This window comes from Bacillota bacterium, assembly GCA_013178415.1.
Classification (GTDB): Bacteria; Bacillota; SHA-98; order Ch115; family Ch115; genus Ch115.
In genome coordinates this window covers 28855-48701 of sequence record JABLXA010000005.1, presented here as the reverse complement: position 1 = coordinate 48701, position 19847 = coordinate 28855, and the positions used below count along the sequence as shown (strand labels likewise).

28 protein-coding genes are annotated in these 19847 nt (G+C 51.6%); 25 read left to right on the top strand and 3 right to left on the bottom strand.

Features of this window, described 5'->3' with window-relative positions; translation table 11 throughout:
* The first annotated feature begins 57 nt into the window (after positions 1-57).
* The 8 genes from HPY52_05940 to efp all read left to right on the top strand — a co-directional run bounded on the left by HPY52_05940 (position 58) and on the right by efp (position 5504).
* Positions 58-939 carry a YicC family protein gene (locus HPY52_05940; protein ID NPV79802.1) on the top strand — a complete coding sequence of 294 codons (882 nt, stop codon included), beginning with the start codon at positions 58-60 and terminating at the stop codon, positions 937-939.
* A 14-nt stretch (positions 940-953) separates the two neighbouring features.
* Positions 954-1265: an integration host factor gene (locus tag HPY52_05935; protein ID NPV79801.1), complete on the top strand. Its 312-nt coding sequence runs from the start codon at positions 954-956 to the stop codon at positions 1263-1265.
* Positions 1266-1282: 17 nt separating this feature from the next.
* Positions 1283-1540, top strand: a complete 258-nt coding sequence (locus HPY52_05930; GenBank protein NPV79800.1) for a DUF370 domain-containing protein — start codon at positions 1283-1285, stop codon at positions 1538-1540.
* Between the two features lie 55 nt (positions 1541-1595).
* Entirely contained in the window at positions 1596-2216 is a 621-nt protein-coding gene (gene gmk, locus HPY52_05925) for a guanylate kinase (GenBank protein ID NPV79799.1), read from the top strand.
* A gap of 28 nt (positions 2217-2244) precedes the next feature.
* A complete protein-coding gene (gene rpoZ, locus HPY52_05920) occupies positions 2245-2451 on the top strand; it encodes a DNA-directed RNA polymerase subunit omega (protein ID NPV79798.1) in 207 nt (68 codons plus the stop codon).
* Positions 2452-2535: 84 nt separating this feature from the next.
* Entirely contained in the window at positions 2536-3756 is a 1221-nt protein-coding gene (gene coaBC, locus HPY52_05915; protein NPV79797.1) for a bifunctional phosphopantothenoylcysteine decarboxylase/phosphopantothenate--cysteine ligase CoaBC, read from the top strand.
* Between the two features lie 6 nt (positions 3757-3762).
* Positions 3763-4839: an aminopeptidase P family protein gene (locus HPY52_05910; protein ID NPV79796.1), complete on the top strand. Its 1077-nt coding sequence runs from the start codon at positions 3763-3765 to the stop codon at positions 4837-4839.
* A gap of 107 nt (positions 4840-4946) precedes the next feature.
* On the top strand, positions 4947-5504 hold the full coding sequence (gene efp, locus HPY52_05905) for an elongation factor P (GenBank protein ID NPV79795.1): 558 nt from the start codon (positions 4947-4949) through the stop codon (positions 5502-5504).
* A 388-nt stretch (positions 5505-5892) separates the two neighbouring features.
* Here the strand turns inward: efp and HPY52_05900 are convergent, their stop codons facing one another.
* From HPY52_05900 to HPY52_05890, 3 genes are read right to left on the bottom strand one after another with little or no spacing between them, the layout of a single operon-like run.
* Positions 5893-6297 (bottom strand): hypothetical protein, encoded by a 405-nt coding sequence (locus HPY52_05900; protein NPV79794.1) that lies wholly within the window; start codon positions 6295-6297, stop codon positions 5893-5895.
* A 50-nt stretch (positions 6298-6347) separates the two neighbouring features.
* On the bottom strand, positions 6348-6503 hold the full coding sequence (locus tag HPY52_05895; protein ID NPV79793.1) for a hypothetical protein: 156 nt from the start codon (positions 6501-6503) through the stop codon (positions 6348-6350).
* Positions 6504-6553: 50 nt separating this feature from the next.
* Positions 6554-6844, bottom strand: a complete 291-nt coding sequence (locus tag HPY52_05890; GenBank protein NPV79792.1) for a hypothetical protein — start codon at positions 6842-6844, stop codon at positions 6554-6556.
* Between the two features lie 669 nt (positions 6845-7513).
* Between HPY52_05890 and spoIIIAA the strand changes: the two genes are divergently transcribed.
* From spoIIIAA to HPY52_05805, 17 genes are all read left to right on the top strand, one after another.
* Positions 7514-8584, top strand: coding sequence for a stage III sporulation protein AA (gene spoIIIAA / locus HPY52_05885; GenBank protein ID NPV79791.1), 1071 nt, complete (start codon positions 7514-7516; stop codon positions 8582-8584).
* A 42-nt stretch (positions 8585-8626) separates the two neighbouring features.
* Positions 8627-9145, top strand: coding sequence for a hypothetical protein (locus HPY52_05880; protein ID NPV79790.1), 519 nt, complete (start codon positions 8627-8629; stop codon positions 9143-9145).
* Positions 9146-9312: 167 nt separating this feature from the next.
* Positions 9313-9513, top strand: a complete 201-nt coding sequence (spoIIIAC, locus tag HPY52_05875) for a stage III sporulation protein AC (GenBank protein ID NPV79789.1) — start codon at positions 9313-9315, stop codon at positions 9511-9513.
* A 14-nt stretch (positions 9514-9527) separates the two neighbouring features.
* On the top strand, positions 9528-9914 hold the full coding sequence (gene spoIIIAD, locus HPY52_05870) for a stage III sporulation protein AD (GenBank protein NPV79788.1): 387 nt from the start codon (positions 9528-9530) through the stop codon (positions 9912-9914).
* Positions 9915-9924: 10 nt separating this feature from the next.
* The gene (spoIIIAE, locus tag HPY52_05865) at positions 9925-11244 is read left to right on the top strand and encodes a stage III sporulation protein AE (protein NPV79787.1); all 1320 of its coding nucleotides are present in this window, start codon (positions 9925-9927) and stop codon (positions 11242-11244) included.
* A 34-nt stretch (positions 11245-11278) separates the two neighbouring features.
* Positions 11279-11917 carry a hypothetical protein gene (locus HPY52_05860; protein ID NPV79786.1) on the top strand — a complete coding sequence of 213 codons (639 nt, stop codon included), beginning with the start codon at positions 11279-11281 and terminating at the stop codon, positions 11915-11917.
* Positions 11877-12530 (top strand): hypothetical protein, encoded by a 654-nt coding sequence (locus HPY52_05855; protein NPV79785.1) that lies wholly within the window; start codon positions 11877-11879, stop codon positions 12528-12530. The genes HPY52_05860 and HPY52_05855 overlap by 41 nt, the downstream gene beginning before the upstream one ends.
* Before the next feature lie 2 nt (positions 12531-12532).
* Positions 12533-13048 carry a SpoIIIAH-like family protein gene (locus HPY52_05850; protein ID NPV79784.1) on the top strand — a complete coding sequence of 172 codons (516 nt, stop codon included), beginning with the start codon at positions 12533-12535 and terminating at the stop codon, positions 13046-13048.
* A 186-nt stretch (positions 13049-13234) separates the two neighbouring features.
* On the top strand, positions 13235-13711 hold the full coding sequence (accB, locus tag HPY52_05845) for an acetyl-CoA carboxylase biotin carboxyl carrier protein (protein ID NPV79783.1): 477 nt from the start codon (positions 13235-13237) through the stop codon (positions 13709-13711).
* Positions 13712-13783: 72 nt separating this feature from the next.
* Complete coding sequence (gene accC / locus HPY52_05840; protein ID NPV79782.1) at positions 13784-15154, top strand: acetyl-CoA carboxylase biotin carboxylase subunit; 1371 nt, start codon at positions 13784-13786, stop codon at positions 15152-15154.
* A 64-nt stretch (positions 15155-15218) separates the two neighbouring features.
* A complete protein-coding gene (locus tag HPY52_05835; GenBank protein ID NPV79781.1) occupies positions 15219-15614 on the top strand; it encodes an Asp23/Gls24 family envelope stress response protein in 396 nt (131 codons plus the stop codon).
* A 66-nt stretch (positions 15615-15680) separates the two neighbouring features.
* Complete coding sequence (gene amaP / locus HPY52_05830; protein ID NPV79780.1) at positions 15681-16223, top strand: alkaline shock response membrane anchor protein AmaP; 543 nt, start codon at positions 15681-15683, stop codon at positions 16221-16223.
* A 36-nt stretch (positions 16224-16259) separates the two neighbouring features.
* On the top strand, positions 16260-16490 hold the full coding sequence (locus tag HPY52_05825; protein NPV79779.1) for a DUF2273 domain-containing protein: 231 nt from the start codon (positions 16260-16262) through the stop codon (positions 16488-16490).
* A 5-nt stretch (positions 16491-16495) separates the two neighbouring features.
* Positions 16496-16921: a transcription antitermination factor NusB gene (gene nusB, locus HPY52_05820; GenBank protein NPV79778.1), complete on the top strand. Its 426-nt coding sequence runs from the start codon at positions 16496-16498 to the stop codon at positions 16919-16921.
* Positions 16922-16956: 35 nt separating this feature from the next.
* Positions 16957-18204 (top strand): exodeoxyribonuclease VII large subunit, encoded by a 1248-nt coding sequence (xseA, locus tag HPY52_05815; protein NPV79777.1) that lies wholly within the window; start codon positions 16957-16959, stop codon positions 18202-18204.
* Positions 18173-18439, top strand: a complete 267-nt coding sequence (gene xseB / locus HPY52_05810) for an exodeoxyribonuclease VII small subunit (protein NPV79776.1) — start codon at positions 18173-18175, stop codon at positions 18437-18439. The genes xseA and xseB overlap by 32 nt, the downstream gene beginning before the upstream one ends.
* Positions 18436-19377: a polyprenyl synthetase family protein gene (locus HPY52_05805; GenBank protein NPV79775.1), complete on the top strand. Its 942-nt coding sequence runs from the start codon at positions 18436-18438 to the stop codon at positions 19375-19377. The genes xseB and HPY52_05805 overlap by 4 nt, the downstream gene beginning before the upstream one ends.
* Positions 19378-19847 lie beyond the last annotated feature (470 nt).

Genomic DNA, 19847 nt, shown 5'->3' with positions numbered 1-19847 from the left:
ACTTGTATCATCGGAACTCATTGTAGTAGAATAGTGGCCAGGGAGTGAAGATATGGCATGCTTTCTAGTATGACGGGTTACGGTTCAGCTCATCTATCGCTCAAAGATCGGACTATCGCAGTGGAAGTGCGATCGGTGAATCACCGTTATCTAGACATATGTATAAAGGCTCCCCATGAACTTGCCCCTCTTGAAGAAAAGATCAGGTCCGAAGTAGCCCGTCGGGTTTCCCGCGGGCATGTGGAAGTCTTCATATCCATCTCGGATGCGGCTGGCGCCCCAGCAATTGTCAGGGTCAACAAGGCGTTGGCCCGAGCATACCTTGACGCCTTCAGAGACCTTTCCGCTTTCCTCGGGCGTGATGATGCTGACCTCGCCGTCGATGCCCTGATGTCGATTCCGGGCATTGTATCAATTGAACCGGAAACCATAGATACGGAAATCCTCTGGCCCGCTGTGAAGGAATGTCTTGCGCAGGCTATAGAGATTATGATAGAAATGAGAATGTCGGAGGGCAAGCGACTGCAGGAAGATATCATACATAGAATAGATAGGATCGAGCAAGTTATAAAGAGAATCGCGGAACGCGCGCCTGAGGTCATCGGGGCCTATCGTGTCAGAATACAGCAGCGAATGGCTGAGCTTGTCAGAGATACGCCATTAGATGAGGCTAGGATGGCGATGGAGGTCGCTCTTTTCGCGGAGAGGAGCAATATTACGGAAGAACTAGTTCGTTCGGGGAGCCATCTGTTTGAACTGAAGAAGGTCTTGGATCTAAAGGAGCCTGTCGGCAGGAAAATGGACTTCCTGCTCCAGGAGCTCAACCGTGAGGTCAATACCATCGCGGCAAAGTCCCTGGATGCGCCCATTGCCCAGCTAGTAGTCGAGGTGAAGGCTGAGCTTGAGAAGATGCGGGAGCAGGTACAGAATATCGAATAAGGGGGTGATTGATGGTGCCGCTGCCGGTTTTGACTTCTGAGCAAAAGCTATTGGGTCTCAAAAAGGCTCAGGAGATGAGATCCAGAAGAGCCAGGATCCGAGAATGTCTCAAAGATGGCGAGCTTTCTCTACAGGCCATACTCAGTGCTCCCTATGATGATGTTATCTCAGGTATGCGAGTTACATACCTGCTCGAATCACTGCCCGGGATTGGAAGGGTGAAGACCCGTAGGATAATGGCTGAGGTCGGAATTCATGAATCCCGTCGAATCCAGGGCCTTGGGGTCAGGCAAAGAGAAGCCCTCCTGAAAAGACTGGCAAAGTAGATCGAGAGGTGACGGGAATGGAGATTAGACTCGTCAATATAGGTTTCGGCAACATTGTTGCAGCCAATAGAATTATAGCTATCGTAAGTCCAGAATCAGCCCCCATAAAGCGCATAATTCAGGAGGCGCGTGACCGCGGGATGTTGATTGACGCGACTTATGGCCGGCGAACCAGAGCCGTGGTTTTGACTGATTCCAATCATGTGATCCTCTCAGCTGTCCAACCGGAGACAGTGGCACACCGACTTCCTTCAAAGGATGGAGATTCGGGGTAGAATGAGCGGCGATTTTCATATTGGGCAGGGATCGGATCCAGCCCCGGCAAATCCACTGGTTCTCAGACGGAGCCGCGGTTTCTTGATAGTGCTGTCGGGTCCCTCAGGGGCAGGCAAGAATACGATCGTAGGTGAGGTTCTCGGCAGAGTGCCAGATTTGAGGTATTCAATTTCTGCCTCCACTCGGCCGCCCCGTCCTGGTGAGGTTGATGGTGTGAACTACTTTTTTTTATCTGAGAAGGAGTTCGAGCAGAGGGTCAAATCGGGGGACTTTCTTGAATGGGCTACCGTATATGGGCATCGATATGGAACCCCGAGGAAGTACATAGAAAAGATGACGGCGTCAGGTCAGGATGTCATACTAGACATAGACATCCAGGGAGCGATGAAGATAAAGAAGACATGGGAAGACGCGGTTTTCGTCTTTCTTTTGCCTCCCAGTCTCTCTGAGCTGGAAAAGAGGCTTATCTTGCGGGGTTCTGACACTGAGGAGGTCGTAAGGCACCGGCTTTCTTGTGCCAGGGAGGAGCTCGAGGCGGTTTTTGATTATGATTATGTTATTGTTAATGATGATAAGGAAAAGGCAGTATCCGCCTTGATGAATATCATCTATGCAGAGAGGTGCAGGGTAAAGAGGTGTGAATGCAGGGAATTTATTGATGATCTCAGAAGGTAAGCACGTCCAAATGGAGGTTTCAGGTGATATGCAGGGTCCTACGCTTGACGAACTCATTGACAGGGTAGGAAGCCGTTATGCCCTGGTGGTCGCGGCGGCAAAGCGTGCCCGGCAATTGATGAGCAGCCCAACCAGGCCATTCGACGAAGTCATGGACAAGCCTGTGGTCCGGGCTATCAATGAAATATATGATGGTAAAGTGAGGATCGAAAAACCAAAGCCATCTATTAAGTAAAGGCTATGGCGGCGCCTGGAAGGCGCCTTTTATAGGTCAGGGCCATTTATTTTGCGGTTTTGTTGTGTAGGGAGGCCTATTGCCATGAATCTAGAAGGCAAGACCATCCTGGTAGGGGTTACAGGGGGTATAGCAGCATATAAAACCTGTGAAATAGTGAGCCACCTTCGCAGATCTGGTGCAAGTGTCCGCGTGGTGATGACGGAGGCTGCCACTAGATTCGTGGCTCCGCTCACTTTCCGCACCTTGTCTGGGAATCCTGTGGCGTATGATATGTTTGTGGAGCCGGATGAATGGGATGTGAGGCATGTCTCCCTAGCTAAGGCTGCCTCTCTAGTCCTGATAGCGCCGGCCACAGCTAATCTGGTGGGCAAACTGGCATCGGGCATTGCGGATGACCTGCTGACGACTACGGTAATGGCTACCCGTGCCCCTGTGCTGATCGTTCCCGCCATGAATGAGGCCATGTATCTCAACCCCATTTTCCAGGCTAACAAGGCTAAGCTGGAGGCCTTGGGGTATTTCTTCATGACGCCAGATACAGGCCATCTTGCTTGCGGGGATGTCGGGATCGGGCGTATGCCCGATCCCGACAGAATATTACAAGAGGTCGAGAAAGTTCTCAGCATGGGCGACCGGAAAGATGGGATTCTCTCTGGACGGACCATCCTTGTGACGGCCGGGCCAACAAGAGAACCCATAGATCCTGTGAGATACATAAGCAATCGTTCTTCCGGAAAGATGGGATATGCCCTGGCGAACGCATCTTCTGAGGCTGGAGCACGTGTGATCTTGGTGACGGGTCCTGTCGCGCTTCCTGATCCTCCTGGATGTCAGGTCGTAAAGGTGGAGCGCGCCGAGGAAATGCATAGAGCAGTCTTGGAATACTTTGGGCAGAGTGATTGTGTGGTAATGGCAGCGGCGGTTGCAGACTACACTCCGGCAGATTATGCTGCCAGTAAAATCAAGAAGACCGGAGGAGAGCTCACCATAAGGCTTTCCCCCACCGTTGACATCCTTCGAGATCTTGGGGCTAGGAAAAAGAATCAATTGCTGGTGGGCTTTGCCGCAGAAACTGAAAATGTCGTGGAATATGCCATGAGAAAACTGAGGGAGAAGAACCTTGACATCATAGTGGCAAATGATGTCAGTCGGCGAGATTCGGGTTTTGAGTCTGATTTCAACGAAGTAATTATGATTTTCCGTGACGGAAGCACAATTTCCAGCGGCAGAATGCCGAAGATATATATCGCCCGGCAGATCATAGCTGAAATTGCAAAGCTCCTTCCTGAGAAAGAAGGTTAGTTTTCAATGGACAGTCGCTTGAAGAGATTTCGTGCCCTGCTAAAGGAACAAAGCCTTGACGCTTATATTGTCTTGAAGCCGGAGAACCGACGTTATCTGAGCGGTTTCACTGGCTCGTCGGGCATATTGGTCATTGGCCATGAGGATGCCGCTCTGGTGACTGATTTTAGATATATGACTCAGGCAAAAGAGGAGTTGCGCCCAGGGTTTCGAGTCGAAAAACACGAAAAGGAGATAGCGCCCGCTATTGCCGGGGTGGTGAAGGGCCTTGGCGCGAAGACTGTTGGGTTTGAGTCGGATTATCTCACATGGAACCTTCACGAGAAGCTGGCATCCGAATTAGGCGCCGAGATACAGCTTTTGCCCAGAGAGGGGCTTGTTGAATCCCTTCGCATTGTGAAAGATCAATCCGAGATCGAGAGAATATCTAGGGCGGCTAGGCTCGGAGACGAGGCATTTTCACATATCCTTGGCTTTATGAGGCCGGGTATGTCCGAAATCGATGTTGCGCTGGAGCTAGAATGGTTCATGCGCAAGAATGGTGCCGACAAGATGGGGTTCGACGTGATAGTGGCTTCCGGGCATAGAGGCGCGCTGCCCCATGGCAAACCATCCACCAAGAAATTGGTTCCCGGCGATTTGGTGGTAATGGATTTTGGCGCTATGATGGACGGATATTGCGCTGATATGACCAGGACAGTGGGTATTGGCAAGATTGACGCCAGGGCGAAGGAAATATACGATATTGTGCGTAAGGCGCAGCAGGCCGGGCTTGATGCCTTGAAGGCAGGTCTTACAGGACAGGAGGCCGATCAGGCTTCACGAAAGGTCATCATTGAAGCTGGATATGGTGATTATTTCGGTCATGCTCTCGGTCATGGAGTCGGGTTGGCCGTACATGAGCTTCCGCGGTTATCTGAGTCATATCCTGTCGCCTTGCCTGAAGGGACAGTAGTCACCGTGGAACCCGGGATCTATATTCCAGATTGGGTAGGGGTACGAATAGAGGATCTTGTAGTCGTCCATGGAGATGGCCCTGAAATCCTTACACATTCAACGAAGGATCTCATAGAAATTGGCTAAGCCCCGCGTCTGGTGTCAATGTTGGTCGGACTTCGCGTCCGACGGCGATGTGCCTGGTGACGCATCAGGGATTTATAGCGACTGATTCAGCTGCGAGGTGGTAATATATGATAAGCACAAATGACTTCAAGACGGGTGTCACCATAGAAGTGGAAGGTGAAGTCTATCAGGTAGTTGATTTCCAGCATGTCAAGCCAGGAAAAGGATCAGCTTTTGTGAGGTCCAGACTCAAGAATGTAAAAACCGGGCATGTGATCGAGAGAACCTTCAGGGCGGGGGAGAAGCTTCCGAGGGCCCATATAGATTACAGGGAGATGCAATATCTGTACAGTTCAGATGATGATTACTATTTTATGGATACAGCGACATACGAACAGATGACGCTGAACAAAGAAAAGCTGGGCGATGCTGTTAAGTATCTCAAGGAAAACATGGTACTCGGCATTCTCATGTATGAAGGCGCTCCTATAGGGGTTGAGCTTCCGAATTTCGTCGATCTCAAAGTAGTAGAAACTGATCCAGGCGTAAGGGGAGATACTGCGCAGGGAGGCTCAAAGCCAGCACGTCTCGAAACAGGAGCGGTTGTGCAGGTGCCACTTTTCATTAATACCGGGGACTTGATCCGGGTGGATACCAGGACGGACCAGTATCTCGAGAGACTCTAGCGATGCCTGTCCCTCTTTTATGGTGTTAGCCAGCAGCTTCGGGTCAGCGATGTTTCCCTGATGGACGCGGCGTGGCTAGGTGATGGTGGTATTGTCCCATCGGACGCGACCTTGCTGCAGGTCGCTCTGTGATCCGAGGTGGCGGAGGGGATGGATACTCCTCCCGTCGGACGCAGCCCTGCTGCGGGGCTGCTCAGTGGTCCTCGGCCCTCAGGCTATAAGGCCTCGGACCAATGCCGCCGGGAGGAGTATCCCAACCCCTCCATACTAGTCTTCCCTGATCAATGCTGAAAGGGGCCTTCAATTGGCGGAGTGCCCAAATATTGCGCTGCTGGTTGCCCGGCTTTGAGAGTCTCTTACGCTCCTCCATGTCGAATGGGCCAGGTGGTCATTGAATGGGCAGGGTCTTTGCTATCTCCGCCCGAAAGTCGTCTACGCTCAAGGCCTTGATGCTCATCCTGTGCAGAGATTTCAAAAGTTTTAAGTCATCAACAGCTCGCAATTGTCTCCCTAAACCTTCATCCACCATCCCAAACCGCTCCTCAAGTACATCTAATATGGCATTTTGCAAAGCCAGGATTTCACCCTTCTCAATCCCCTTCTCAATTCCCTTTTCAATCCCTTGTTCAACGCCTTTCCTTATTCCCTCAGCCAGACCTCTCCGTCTCCCCTCATTAATCCAATCCTGCACAAAGCTTGATTCCTTCACTAGCATGGCTAAATCCCCCCTGAAGAGTCTCAGCAATACGTCTCTATCAAGATACCTCTCTGCCACCATCATAGTCACTGACAATGCATCCGCACGTCTCTTTATATCTTTCTCCTGACTAATGAGCTCCTTGGCTATTCAACAACCTCAATGCTCCTCTCTTCCGATGCCAAGATAAGAAGCGGCGCAAGCGCCCTCAGATCCCCTCTCACTATATCCTCCACATGATCCCATAGTTTGATGACCCGGTAACTGAATGCATTATATCCTCTCCCGCCAAATCTCGCCATGTACTCCGTGGGAAGCCTTTCATAGTCTTTCTTCTCAAGATATAATACTGCTAAATCACAGGAAGATCATAGGTCACTGAGTAAAATGCATTATACGCAAATAGCCTCTTTGGTATGGCTTTATTATGTCTAAGCTGGAACTCTGCATGTAATATGGCCCTTTCCTTCCCCCGCTTGACTACCCAGATAAAGTCTCCCCTCCTTTGGGGTATGTTTACCTCCGGGTTCTCAATGATCTCTGCGTCAATTCCTTCGCTACTCCCTAGCAAAAGTCCTGCAAAATCTCTTGGATAACGCCTTGCCAGTACCTTTACGCTACGATCTATCGCGCTGTTGTCCAAACTATCCTCCACCTCCAAGGGCGATGCACCTGAAATGCATGGGCGGATGTCACAAGGGACCACCTATCTCAAGCTCCAGGGTAACGATGTGGAAGGATATTCATTATCATGGGCATATGTACTTCTGCTTGATGCCTTCTCATAGCCATACTATCTAATGGTGTCCATGGAATCAAATCCCATAAATCAAGGATAGATCCACCCTGAAATCCATAGTAGCCATTTATCTGGTAGAACCTGAGATATGCTAGTCACCGCTTCAAATATCTTCTATATATGCTAAGGATTAGGGCCATTTCTCTGAGATGGCGAAGATCGCGTGAGCATCGAGCGAAGGCTGGCTGGATGATCGTCACCTTTCGGTTCAGGGTGGCTGATATATTTCCACCTTTTCGCCTACACTGGCGAAAATATCGTCACTTTTCAGCGAGACCTGCCCAAATCTTCGTCACACTGGTGGTGGTGAAATCGACCGAAGATCTATCAAAACCGGCCCGACCTGTCGAAGACCTCGCCGCGACACCGAGAAGAGCGTCGATATTTTGCGCAACTCATTTGTCCAAATTAAGAGGAATGGAGAAGGAGCATCTTAAATATGCCTTAAGAAGGGTCTATTGTGATCTGCAAGGAAACAATAGGAGATGCATGCCCTGGCAGGGGTGGGAGATAGTGAAGGTCGAGATCGCAGCCTCGATCCGCATAAGAAAGGAGATTGCGCCATATATTGCTTCACCAGTCCGGGAGAAGCTTCTATCGCTGCCCGATGCAACCCTGGGTCAAATATTGGATATCAGGGCGCTAGCAGGTAGGCCTGTGACCCTAGTAACTCCGCAGGGCCGATGGTTTCTTGGGAAACATGGCAGCATCGTGCAGCGGCCTGATGAGGCATTTGTTTTTGATCATGATACTGCCAGAAAGACTTTTCAAATTGTGACCTTCGGATCAACCTATGCATTGGAAGAGGAACTCAGAAATGGATTCATCACTCTCAAAGGAGGGCACCGAGTCGGACTTGCCGGAAAAATGGCGTTAGGGCGTGATGGTGGATTCACCCTCAGAGAGGTGACCGGCTTCATTTTCCGTGTTTCAAGGGAGATAAAAGGATGCGCGGATGCCATCATGCCCTATTGCATTTCGCAGGATGGTCTATCACTGCTATCAACGCTTATCATCTCTCCTCCAGGGGCTGGCAAGACTACGATATTGCGAGATATGATCAGGCAGGCAAGCTACGGCATTTCACGTTTAGGATTTCCTGGTTCGAATATAGCTGTCATAGATGAAAGAAATGAGATTGCTGCATGCCATGAGGGGGAACCACAACTAGACGTAGGTCCTACCACAGTAGTGTTGGATAGGTGCCCCAAGGCCCGAGGTTTGATAATGGCCCTCAGGACCCTTTCCCCTTCTGTCATTGCCACGGACGAGATTGGTGGCCGGGAGGATTTGGAGGCTTTGAGGGAGGCATTGAATGCCGGTGTCAGCGTACTTGCCACAGCTCATGCGGGGAGCTTAAAGGAACTGTGCATCCGCCGGGGCTTTATGGAGTTACTGGAAGAAGGGGCATTTCCACGCATAGTGCTCTTAAGCAGGGTACCGTCTCCGGGCACGATATCAGGTATATATGACAATTCCGGGCGGTGTCTCAGCGATCTTGACGGGGAAATAGAAAGAGCTATGACGGACCGAGGAGTCGGAGGGGAGGTTCAGGTTTCAGGAAAATGGGGCATAGCACGGTGACAGATGGTCAGCGAAAGGGGAATAGGACAGGGAGGGAGGAAAATGGCAAGATTCATCGGGGCTCTGCTTACAATAATGGCCTCCAGTCTGACCGGTTTTATGCTATCTAGAACCTTAATGTTGAGAGTCTCGCAGCTCAGAGAAATCCGGCGAGGCCTGAAGCTCTTGGAGACAGAGATGTTATATTCTGCCTCTCTCTTGCCATCTGCTTTAGAACGAGTCTCTACACTGCTTCCCCCCGGCACCGGGATTATCTTCAAAAGAACGGCTGATCATCTCGCCTCGATGTCCGGACTTGCCCCGGAAGAGGCCTGGCATTTGGCATTGAGAGGTCAATCGGTTAATATGCGCTTGAAAAAAGAGGATTTAGAAATCCTGGAGGAATTAGGAGATCTATTCAGCTCAGTATCCCGCGAAGATCAGGAAAAGCATTTCAGGTATATACAAAACTTGCTGGAGGAACGTGAAGAATTCGCTGTGGAGGACCTGGATAAGAATTCCCGGCTCTATCAATACTTCGGGATTTGTGCAGGATTAATAGTCGTGCTCCTCTTTTACTAAGGCGGGACATGCGCTTCTGACACTGGACGTGCGTTGCCAGGATCAAACATGCAATGCCAAGATCGCACATATACTGTCGAATCCGGATATGTACTGCTGGATCTGGATGAGCTCGGCCTGGGCCAGGCGTATTCTGTCAAAACCAGGCATGATCTGGGGGTGCTGCGATGCCGGGAATCGATTTGATTTTCAAGATAACGGGTATCGGCATACTTGTGGCCGTGATAAACATGATTTTAGAACAAGTCGGCAAGAAGGACTATGCTTTTATCGCTACTCTTGCCGGCACCGTGGTCGTTCTGCTCATGATAATTCAGAAGATCGGCGAACTCTTTGACACCGTAACTGCAGTGTTCAGGTTATGGTAGCCGGGGGTGGGCACATGGATGTCATCAGAGTAATAGGCGTATGTCTCGTGGCAGCGGTGCTCATCGTCCTCATTCGGCTTCAAAGACCGGAGATTGCCATGGCCCTCAGTGTCATGGTTGGCATCTCAATATTCATGTATATGATCCCGTATATCACACATTTGATCTCCGTTGTAAGCGATTTTGTCAGCGGGACCAGGATGGGCAACGTTTATCTCGCAAGCGTGTTGAAGGCTGTTGGGATCGCCTATGTTGCGGGATTTGGCGCGGAGATCTCGAGGGATGCCGGCGAACATGCTATCGCCGCGAAGATAGAGTTCGCTGGTAAAGTGGCAATTATGCTAGTGGCCTTGCCAGTTATGGCGGCAATTCTCGATACTGTGGTGAAATTCCTAGACTGAGGCGGCTTATATGAGTCTAAGTGAAAGTGCAGGGGCTATGATACAAATAAACAGAAGCCCAAATACAGAGCTCCGCTGCGCTTTTATTGCAGTTTTGCTCCGCTGCGCTTTTATTGCAACCTTCAGTGCCAGGTTCTTCATGCGCTGCAGGCGCAGTATCATGGTCTCATTGATCATTTTGTTCATCAGCCCGGCTATGGCTGGGGCGACATACGCTCAGGAAACGCCTCAATCCGCGGTCCAGGATATCCTCGAGGAGCAGCTCAAGGCTCTTGACACATCAGAACTGGAAGGCTTTTTGAGAGAGGTTGACCAGAGCGTCAAACAATATCTTCCCGAGGTAAGCCTGGTTGAGATCTTAAGGCGTCCGGGTCTCGCTCCCAGGATGAGACCTTCAAACGTGGGGACAGGCATAATTGCTATTATCTTTCGTGAGTTGAGGGCGAACATGCACCTTCTTGGCCAACTAGTCTGCCTTGCAGTCCTATGCAACTTTCTTACGGCGCTTGTGGCCGGGATTGGCTCCGAGGGTGTCACCAATGTCGCGCGATGGGTTTCGTTCCTGGTACTGGCTCTGATAGGCTTGAATAGCTTTCGAATAACTATCAGCATAGCGAGAGGCGCCATCTTTAGCATGACATCTCTTATGTACGTGCTTCTTCCTTCAATGTTTTCCCTGCTGGCAGCCGTTGGAGGCATTGCCCAGGTGGGCGTTTTGAGCCCACTTCTTCTGGCTTCGACAAATATGGTTGCCAATATTGTAAGCAGATTTGCCTTTCCTGCCATTTTCACTTCGGGCCTCTTCGAGGTGCTAGGAATGACATCAGACCGTGTGCATGTAAGCCAGCTGGCCGGTTTATTCCGTGCAGCTGCGGCGATGGTTTTGGGATTATCTTTTGCCATCTTTCTTGGCATAGCCACGGTCCAGGAGGCTGGGGCCTCGGCGGTAGATGGAGTCGCAGTTCGATCTGCTAAATTTCTGGCAAGCACTTTCATTCCGGTCATCGGCAAGCTATTCTCTGATGCAGTCAGTGTGGCTGCCAGTTGTTCCCTTTTGATTCAAAATAGTCTCAAGGTCATTGGGCTGCTCAGTGTATTTGTCATTTGTTTCGAACCCATCGTCAAGATCCTTGCTGTAGTAGTGATGTACAGGTTGGCGGCCGCGTTGGTGGAACCCCTTGGAGATGAGCGTATTGCCAAATCCCTGGGGGCACTGGGCAATAGCCTTACCATGGTAGCGGTAGTCGTGGGACTGGTTGCATTGATGTTCTTCGTCATTATCGGGATGCTTTCAGGTTTTGCATCTGTTACAGCATATTCGCGCTCATGACCATGAGCACGGCGAGAAGGCTGGGTGTGTTCATATGGCAGATGCTATCAAAGAATGGGTGAAAGATATCATAATACTTGTCGTCTGCCTCGGATTCATTGAAACGATGCTTCCATACGGGGGCCTGAGGCGTGTAGTCCGTGTCGTCGTCGGAATTTCCATCATGGGCGCCATTCTAAGCCCGATACCTGACATTCAAGCCGCCATTTTCCGATCCGCGGCTGATCTTTCTCGATCGGATTTCCTTTCGACAGATTTTATCGAAGGCCGAGCAGCCTCCACCTTTCAGCATCTGGGCGATGTACAATCCTATGTCGAGCGCGGTGCAAAGGTCGCCCAGGCTGGCACGGAACGTATTCGCTCAGGATTCAAAGAGCAAGTTGAGCGTCAGGCGAGGGCAATAGCCCTTCTAGCATCAAGGCCCCGAGATGCCCGGGTCTCGGTTGAAGTCTCACCACGGGGCGAAATACATGGCATTAAAGTGATTCTTTTTTCGCCCTTCGACGGCGAAGGCAATGACAGAGGAGCGCAAACCATATCCAATGTAGCAATGGCCATCTCAGATTTCTATTCTATCGATCCTAGCCTAGTCAAGGTCGCTGCTAGATTTTCTCCATCGGGAGGCATAAGGTATGGAGAGCAAAAGACCAACGTTGACTCAGAAGCTCATTGAAAGGCTAAAGGGGGGACAGCTGGGATCGTTGAACGAGGCCGATCTGAAGAAATTCTCCTGGCTCGCCCTGCTCGGGCTCCTCGGGCTTTATCTTTTGATCGCAGGAGGTCCGCAAAATAGGAGCCGGGATTCCCGTATCCATCCGACGGGAGGGGTGGCGGCTATAGACAAGGCCAGCGAGGAGACGCCTGTCATTTCAGGGAATCTCACCCGCTCCACGGGAGATCTCGAGGCCAAATTGTCCTCCATGCTGTCCAGGATGGCAGGGGCGGGAAAGGTTGATGTATTCATTCTTCTCGAGGATGATGGGGAAAAAGTCTTTGCGGATAATACCGAGGAAGAAAGGAGGATGACAGAGGACAGAGATGAAAAGGGCATTGCGCGGACAAATACTGAAACCAGGGTATCCCGCGAGCTAGTGCTTTCGCGAGGACAGTCAAGCAATCCCGACCAACCGGTGGTCAAAAAGAGCATTACCCCACGGATTCGGGGTGTATTAGTGGTGGCAGAAGGCGCCACTATTTCCAGGGTGAAATTCGCCCTTACTCAAGCCACTTCAACGGCGCTGGGGATCCCTGAGCATAAAGTAATCGTCTTTCCGAGGGGGAAGTAGGTATGGATCGCATGAACCTTTCGCAGAAGATCCTTATATGGACTTGCTTGATCTTCTTAGCCGTGGTTGTCGCCGCAAGGATGTATCTTTCCAGAACGCCTTCTCCACAGGAAGAGAGCGAGCCTGCATCGCTGCCTGCACAAGAAGCGCTCTCCGGGGGGATTGAGCAAGATTTCTTTGCCGAAGCCCGTCTCGAGCGCGATAGAGTGAGGTCCAGGCGGATAGAACTGCTTGAAGAGATCTCGCACAGTCAGGAGTCCACGCAGGAGTCAAGGACCAGAGCAGAACAGGATCTCGCGTCCCTTACGAGTAGGATGGAAAAGGAAGCCAGAGTAGAGTCCTTGCTCCGTGCGAAGGGGTTTAAAGATGCATTAGTCTATATAAATGATAACTCCTGCGATGTAATCGTGGCCACCAGTGGATTGACGGCAGCGGTTGCTAGCCAGATAGGCGATATAGTATCGCGTGTCGCTGGAATTCCGCTGGACAGAATCTCAATAATTGAGCATAAATCATGATGATATGGATCATGGTTATAGATCATGGTCAGCAAGACCCGCAGCTATAGCCGCAGCATCGACTGGTTTCTCTTTCCCCGGCTGGCATCAGATAATGGAAGAAGGAAATAATCATTTTACGGTGAATACTAAGAAAGCCAGCTGTGGCAAAGGGGGTGTTGATCGTCGCCTTGACGATCGCCGTTTATGGATTTGAAAGAGATGCGACAAGGGATTGTTGAGCTCATTGAAGCGATAAAGGATACAGACATTGCCGAGATTGAGATCGAGGATGGTAAGATAAAACTCCGCATAAAGCGGGCTCCCGGCGTGAATCATGCGGTGAATGTCGCGGAGAGAGTCATCGAAGACGCGATACCGGCGGCCTCTGTGAGCGTTCCTGCCGATGGCAAGAAATCCGTCAGGCAGATGACCAGGGAAGATCTTATGACTATCACGGCCCCCATGGTAGGGACTTTTTATCGCTCACCATCGCCTGGCGCTGATCCTTATGTAGAAATAGGCGATGTGGTGGAAGCCGGCCAGCCGGTATGCATAATCGAAGCAATGAAGGTCATGAACGAGATCGTTTCTGAAGTCAAGGGCAGGGTAGTCGAAATCCTGGCGGAAAATTCCCAGCCTGTTGAATATGGACAAGTCCTTTTCGTCCTTGAAAGGATTTAGAGAATCCTTTTATTTGCGGGACAATCCGCATTTTCAGAACGGTCGGCCGAGATGTTGTGCGGGGTGAAGCAGGTGTTTCGTAAGATACTCGTGGCAAATAGAGGGGAAATCGCATTGCGGGTGATTCGCGCGGCCAGCGAGCTCGGAATATCGACAGTAGCCATCTATTCAGACGTCGATGTGGATTCCCTGCCTGTTCAATTAGCAGATGAAGCTGTATGTGTGGGTCCTGCTCCGGCCTCCAAAAGCTATCTGAATATACAAAACATCATAAGCGCTGCTCTGGTCACTGGGGCAGATGCCATACACCCGGGGTATGGTTTCCTCGCGGAGAGTTCATTTTTTGCAGAAGTTTGTCAGGCTCATGGGATAAAATTCATCGGGCCAACACCGGAAGCCATTTCTCGCATGGGTGATAAGGCTCAGGCGAAAGCCACCATGGTTCGGGCTGGCCTTCCTGTCATCCCTGGGACGGATGGGGCAATATCCAATGAGATTGATGCTTTGAGATTTGCTGCGAAATCCGGTTATCCTGTCATTGTGAAGGCTGCAGGCGGTGGCGGTGGCAAAGGTATGCGAATAGCGCGGAGCGAAGCCGAACTCAAAAAGGCGGTAAAGTTTGCGGCGGCAGAGGCCCAGGCGGCGTTTGGGACTCCTGCCCTCTATGTAGAAAAGTTCATCGAGCATCCACGCCATGTGGAGATACAAGTAATTGCTGATGAGAAAGGCAATTGTGCATACCTCGGAGAGAGGGACTGCTCCCTTCAAAGGAAGCATCAGAAAATTGTGGAGGAAGCTCCGTCACCCTGTGTCACGCCCGATCTCAGGGAAAAGATGGGGCAGGCGGCTATGCGCGGGGTAATGGCGGTTGGATATACAAGTGTAGGGACCATGGAATTTTTGGTGGATGGGGATGGGAATTTCTATTTTATGGAGATGAATACCAGGATTCAGGTTGAGCATCCGGTTACTGAAATGGTTACAGGGGTAGATCTAGTCAAGGAGCAGATTCTCATCGCATCGGGAGAAGCCTTGTCCATCCGCCAGGATGATATTCAGATCAAAGGGCATTCCATTGAATGCCGTATTTGCGCCGAGGATCCCGCCCGGAATTTCGCTCCTTCGCCCGGAACGGTTACAGACCTGCACCTGCCAGGTGGCCCCGGGATCAGGGTAGATACGGCCCTCTATCGCGGGGCATCTGTCCCGCCCAACTATGATTCCCTGGTTGCGAAGGTCATAGCATGGGGAAGGGATCGCAGTGAGGCCATCGCGCGTATGGAGCGCGCCCTCGATGAATTGATAGTGGAGGGTATTTCCACGAATGTGAATATGCATCGCGGGATCATGAGGTGTGACGCATTCCGTCGCGCTGAGATTCATTCTGACGATGATGTAATAAGCTGCATTGGAGCTGAATATCTTCGGCAAGATCTGTTATAATTCGGTCATATTGGTATAGTATAGTTGCAGGGGGATTATTACCCCCTTCTGGGATGGGGGTGGCATTGTGGAGAGGACAGACCGAGTAAATGAGGAAAGTCTCGGCGCAATCAGGATCGCCAATGAAGTAGTGGGCATAATAGCAGGGCTTGCGGCCACTGAGGTGGAAGGCGTTGCGGGAATGAGCGGGGGCATCGCCGGCGGCATCGCAGAGGTCCTAGGACGCCGCAATCTTGCCAAGGGTGTCAAGGTGGAGGTTGGCGAGCGGGAAGTGGCGGTGGATCTATTCATCATTGTAGAATATGGCGTAAGGATCCCTGAAGTGGCGTGGGCTGTGCAGCAGAATGTCAAAAAGGCCATCGAGAGCATGACTGGCCGCAGCGTTGTGGAAATAAACGTTCACGTCCAGGGAGTTCATTTCCCACAAGAGGAAAAGCAGGAAGCGCCGCGAGTGAGATAATAAAATGAGTTGGCGGGCGGATTATATCTGGTCATATGTTATTTATCTCGAAAGGAGCAAACTATCATGACTTCATTGGACAGGCTACTCATTGTCATAGTGTCTGTCCTGCTGTTCGCCGAGGGTTTTGTCCTGGCAGCGGCCCTTATAAGGCATGAGGCCCTATACTGGTTGGAAAGACTCCTTGAACAGGAAGCACTCGGAGCACGTCCGGGCATAATCCTGGTCATTTGCGCCATTCTCTTCCTGGCGTTCCTCCTGCTCAGGCTCGGGGCCGGTAGGTTTCAGGACGATAGAGCCATTGTCAGAGGGACAAGCCTTGGAGAGGTGAGGATATCGCTGATTGCCATAGAGAACTTGATACGCCGGGTGGCCCGTCAGGTATCAGGGGTAAGGGAAGTTGAGACTACCGTCAATTTAGGCGAGGAAGGGATCCAGGCTTCACTCTCTATAATGGTCGCCCCGGATACGAATATCCCCGCGATATGTGAGGAGCTTCAATCACGGATCGAGCACTATATGCGAGATACCGTTGGGGTAAACACCCTGAGTACCAGGATCAGCGTCAAGAACATTTCCGGCGCTGAATCGAGAGCCAGGGTCGAGTAGCGGGCCCTCTCAGCTCAAGTCCAGGGGGGAACCAGCATGCGGACACCGAAGGAAGAACTATGGCGTATCCTGAGTGAGCATCCGGGGAAGGTGCTTGGGGGATTTTTCGGCTTCATAATCGGCATTGTAGTGATATTTTTCGGATGGTTTGACGCGATTTCTTTGGCAATTTGCGTAGGTACAGGCTACTTCATTGGACGGCAGGTAGACCGTAGGGAGACTCTAAAAGAATTTCTTGATCGTGTCTTACCGCCCAGGGAGAGGTGAGATTCTTGACCCGACGGGAACTTCGGGAATGTGCCTTGCGGGTCCTGTTCCAATTTGATCGGGGCAGGGTCCCGGTGGCAGTGGGGCTTGCGAACGAGATCAGAGAGCACGCCATCCCTCCCTCCCAAGAAGTATTTCTAAGAGAATTGGCAACAGGTACTGAACGGGAACTGAAGGCCATTGATGATTTGATTTCTCGTCACCTGCAGGGCTGGAGGCTCGATAGAATAGCGGCTGTGGATCTAAATGTGCTCCGGCTCGCCATATTTGAGCTTCTATATATGAAAGATATCCCGCCTCGGGTTACGATAAATGAGGCGGTAGAGATAGCAAAGAAATTCGGCGACGATGAGTCTGGAAGATTTGTCAACGGGGTCCTAGCGAGGATAGTCAAAGAGATTGGCAGGGACTCATCCCAACAGCCTGAATAATTGCCAGCGCAGAGTCATGTCTCGAGGTGTTTATCTTGCTTGAGCCTAGAGTCTTCGGCGTCAGCGAGCTTACGCGATATCTGAAAGAGCTTATAGAGGGAGATCCCACCCTCGTAGGGATTTGGGTGAGGGGCGAGGTGATCAATTTTAACCACCATTCCTCTGGGCATATGTATTTCAGCCTCAAGGACGAATCTTCCCGCCTCAGGTGCGTAATGTTCAGAAGTCAGAATAGCAAGCTCACATGCGCCATTCGAGATGGTATGACGGTCTTTGCCTATGGGACAGTTGGCGTTTATGAAAAGGGCGGAGAATACCAGCTTTATGTGGAGATGGTGGAGCCGGCGGGCATAGGAGCCATGTACCTGGCATTTCTCGAGCTAAGGGACAAACTGGCTAAAGAGGGCCTGCTGGATGACTCCCGCAAGCGCCCGCTTCCCGCATTTCCACGCACGGTAGGGGTAGTCACGTCTCCTACAGGAGCTGCCATCAGGGATATCATAAGCATCATAACCCGGAGAGCCAGAGGGATTCATATCGTGATTTCTCCCGCTCTGGTTCAGGGAGATGAGGCTCCTGGCAGCATTGTAAGCGCCCTCGAACATCTTTATAGCTATAAGGATGTTGATGTGATCATCGTAGGTCGGGGCGGAGGCGCTATGGAGGAACTCTGGGCTTTCAATGATGAGCGCGTGGCAAGGGCCATAGCGGCCAGTCCTGTACCGGTGATCTCAGCTGTAGGGCATGAGACGGATTTCACGATAGCCGACTTTGTCGCTGACCGGAGAGCTCCTACTCCATCAGCGGCGGCAGAATTGGCCGTACCCGATTGCGCGCAGCTATCATCTACCCTGGCTTCGTATTTTGCCCGCATGAATGTGGTGATGGCCAATTTGATAAATTCCTCCCGGAGAAGGCTTAAGGAACTGGCTGATTCCCGTGCGCTTCGCTCTCCTCAAGAGGGCCTTCGCGACAAAAGGCAGCAGATTGATGATGCCGCCAGGGAGATCCAGGACGACATCCTCCGGATTCTGGAAAGGGCAAAGGACCGGGTGGCCGCCATTGCAGGTCGGCTCGAGGCCTTGAGCCCTCTTGCGACCCTCAAGAGGGGCTATTCCATATGCAGGCTCCTGCCGGAGCGCAGGGTAGTCAAGAGCATATTTCAAGTAGATGTAGGGGACCATGTTGAGGTAATTGTGAATGATGGCGCCATCGAGTGCGATATCAGAAAATTGGTGGAGGCCAGGATATATGACGAAGATAGCGCAGAAAGTCAAGAATGATAAGACCCCGGGGTTTGAGGAAGCCCTTGCTAGGTTGGAAGAGATCGTCCGGGCCCTGGAGGGTGGGGATCTCACCCTGGATGAGTCTTTGACTCTCTTCGAGGAGGGGATGGGTCTCCTCAGGATATGCGCCAGGAGGCTCGATGAAGCTGAAATGAAGATATCTCTCTTGATGAAGGGCAAAGATGGAGAGCCAATTGAGGTTCCTTTCAAAGCTGAAGGGGATGCCAGTTGATCGAAGAGAAGATCTCCAGATTCAGGGATTTCATTGATGATACCCTTGACAAAATCATGCCGGGGGAAGATCATGGACCCTCTTGCACGTTACATAAGGCGATGCGATATGCTATGTTTCCCGGAGGTAAGAGGCTTCGGCCCATATTTACATTGCTTACTGCTGAGGCTCTAGGCCTGCCATATCACAAGGCGATCCGGCCCGCATGCGCCATTGAACTCATTCATAGTTATTCGCTCATTCACGATGACCTGCCATGCATGGATGATGACGATGAACGTCGTGGGCGGCCTACCGTGCACCGTGTATTCGGCTCCCCGATGGCCCTCCTGGCCGGAGATGCCTTGCTCTCCCTGGCCTTTGAGGTGATCACCGCGAGGGAAGCCGTTGAACTCCTTGGCTACCGCGCATGTACGCAGATAGCGAATGAGCTCGCCTTCGCTTGCGGGAGCCTGGGTATGGTCGGCGGTCAGGGGATGGAAGTTGATACATGGCGTTCAACGGACCATGCCGCAAAATCCGGCTATGACTCTGCCTGGGTTATATCTCTTGCAAGACATAAGACAGGAGCGCTGTTTACAGCGGCTGTGCGCTCCGGGGCCATTGCTGCAGAGGCGGGGGAAAAGGAGCTAATGGCCGTGACCTCCTTTGCAGAAAAGGTTGGCCTGGCCTTTCAGATAGTTGATGACGTCTTGGACGGGCAACAGGACCGGGTCAAGTCTCTTTCCCGCTCATGCTGGGCCTCTGAGGATTTGCGAGCAAAAAGGAATGCAGGGGTCAGGGTTGGAACTTCCTTTCTCGATTACATGTCTGCAAAGGATGCCCTCGCCAGAGTCGACGAATTGACTAAAGAAGGGCTCGACGACCTGGAGATTTTGGGGCCTCCAGCAGCCCCCCTTGCGGAGCTGGCGCAGATATTGGTTAAAAGATCCAGCTGAACTTGATACTGTCGCCGCCATATGGTATAATATCACCTGCATGGGTGGGTGGCGCAGTATCCTAGTCGGTGCCACCGATCTCAAGGACGGGCCTAAAAATCCGTCAAGGGCACATCGATGAAGTCCCTGGTGCTGGCTTCCGACGCCCAGTCGGGGGTTGGTGCTGGGGGTTAAGAAGATTGGGCGATCCGCAATGGCATGCGGGCGTGGACCCTGTCTTCGCGGAGACCCAAGTACGTGGTGCTCCTGGCTCAGTGAACGCATTACGGCTTGGGATAAAACCTGCACTCGGTGCTATACCAGGAGCGATTGTCCTAGGCTGTGCTGGGTGCAGTGTAGCCTGCCTTGCGCGGTCAGCGCGGGATGATATCCTAGAGCTATCCGGATTTGATATCCGGGGATTTTGGGGGTGTCTGAAAGCCTGATCGCAAAAGAGGCTAGAGGTCGGAAGGCGCCGTTGAGGAAAACTC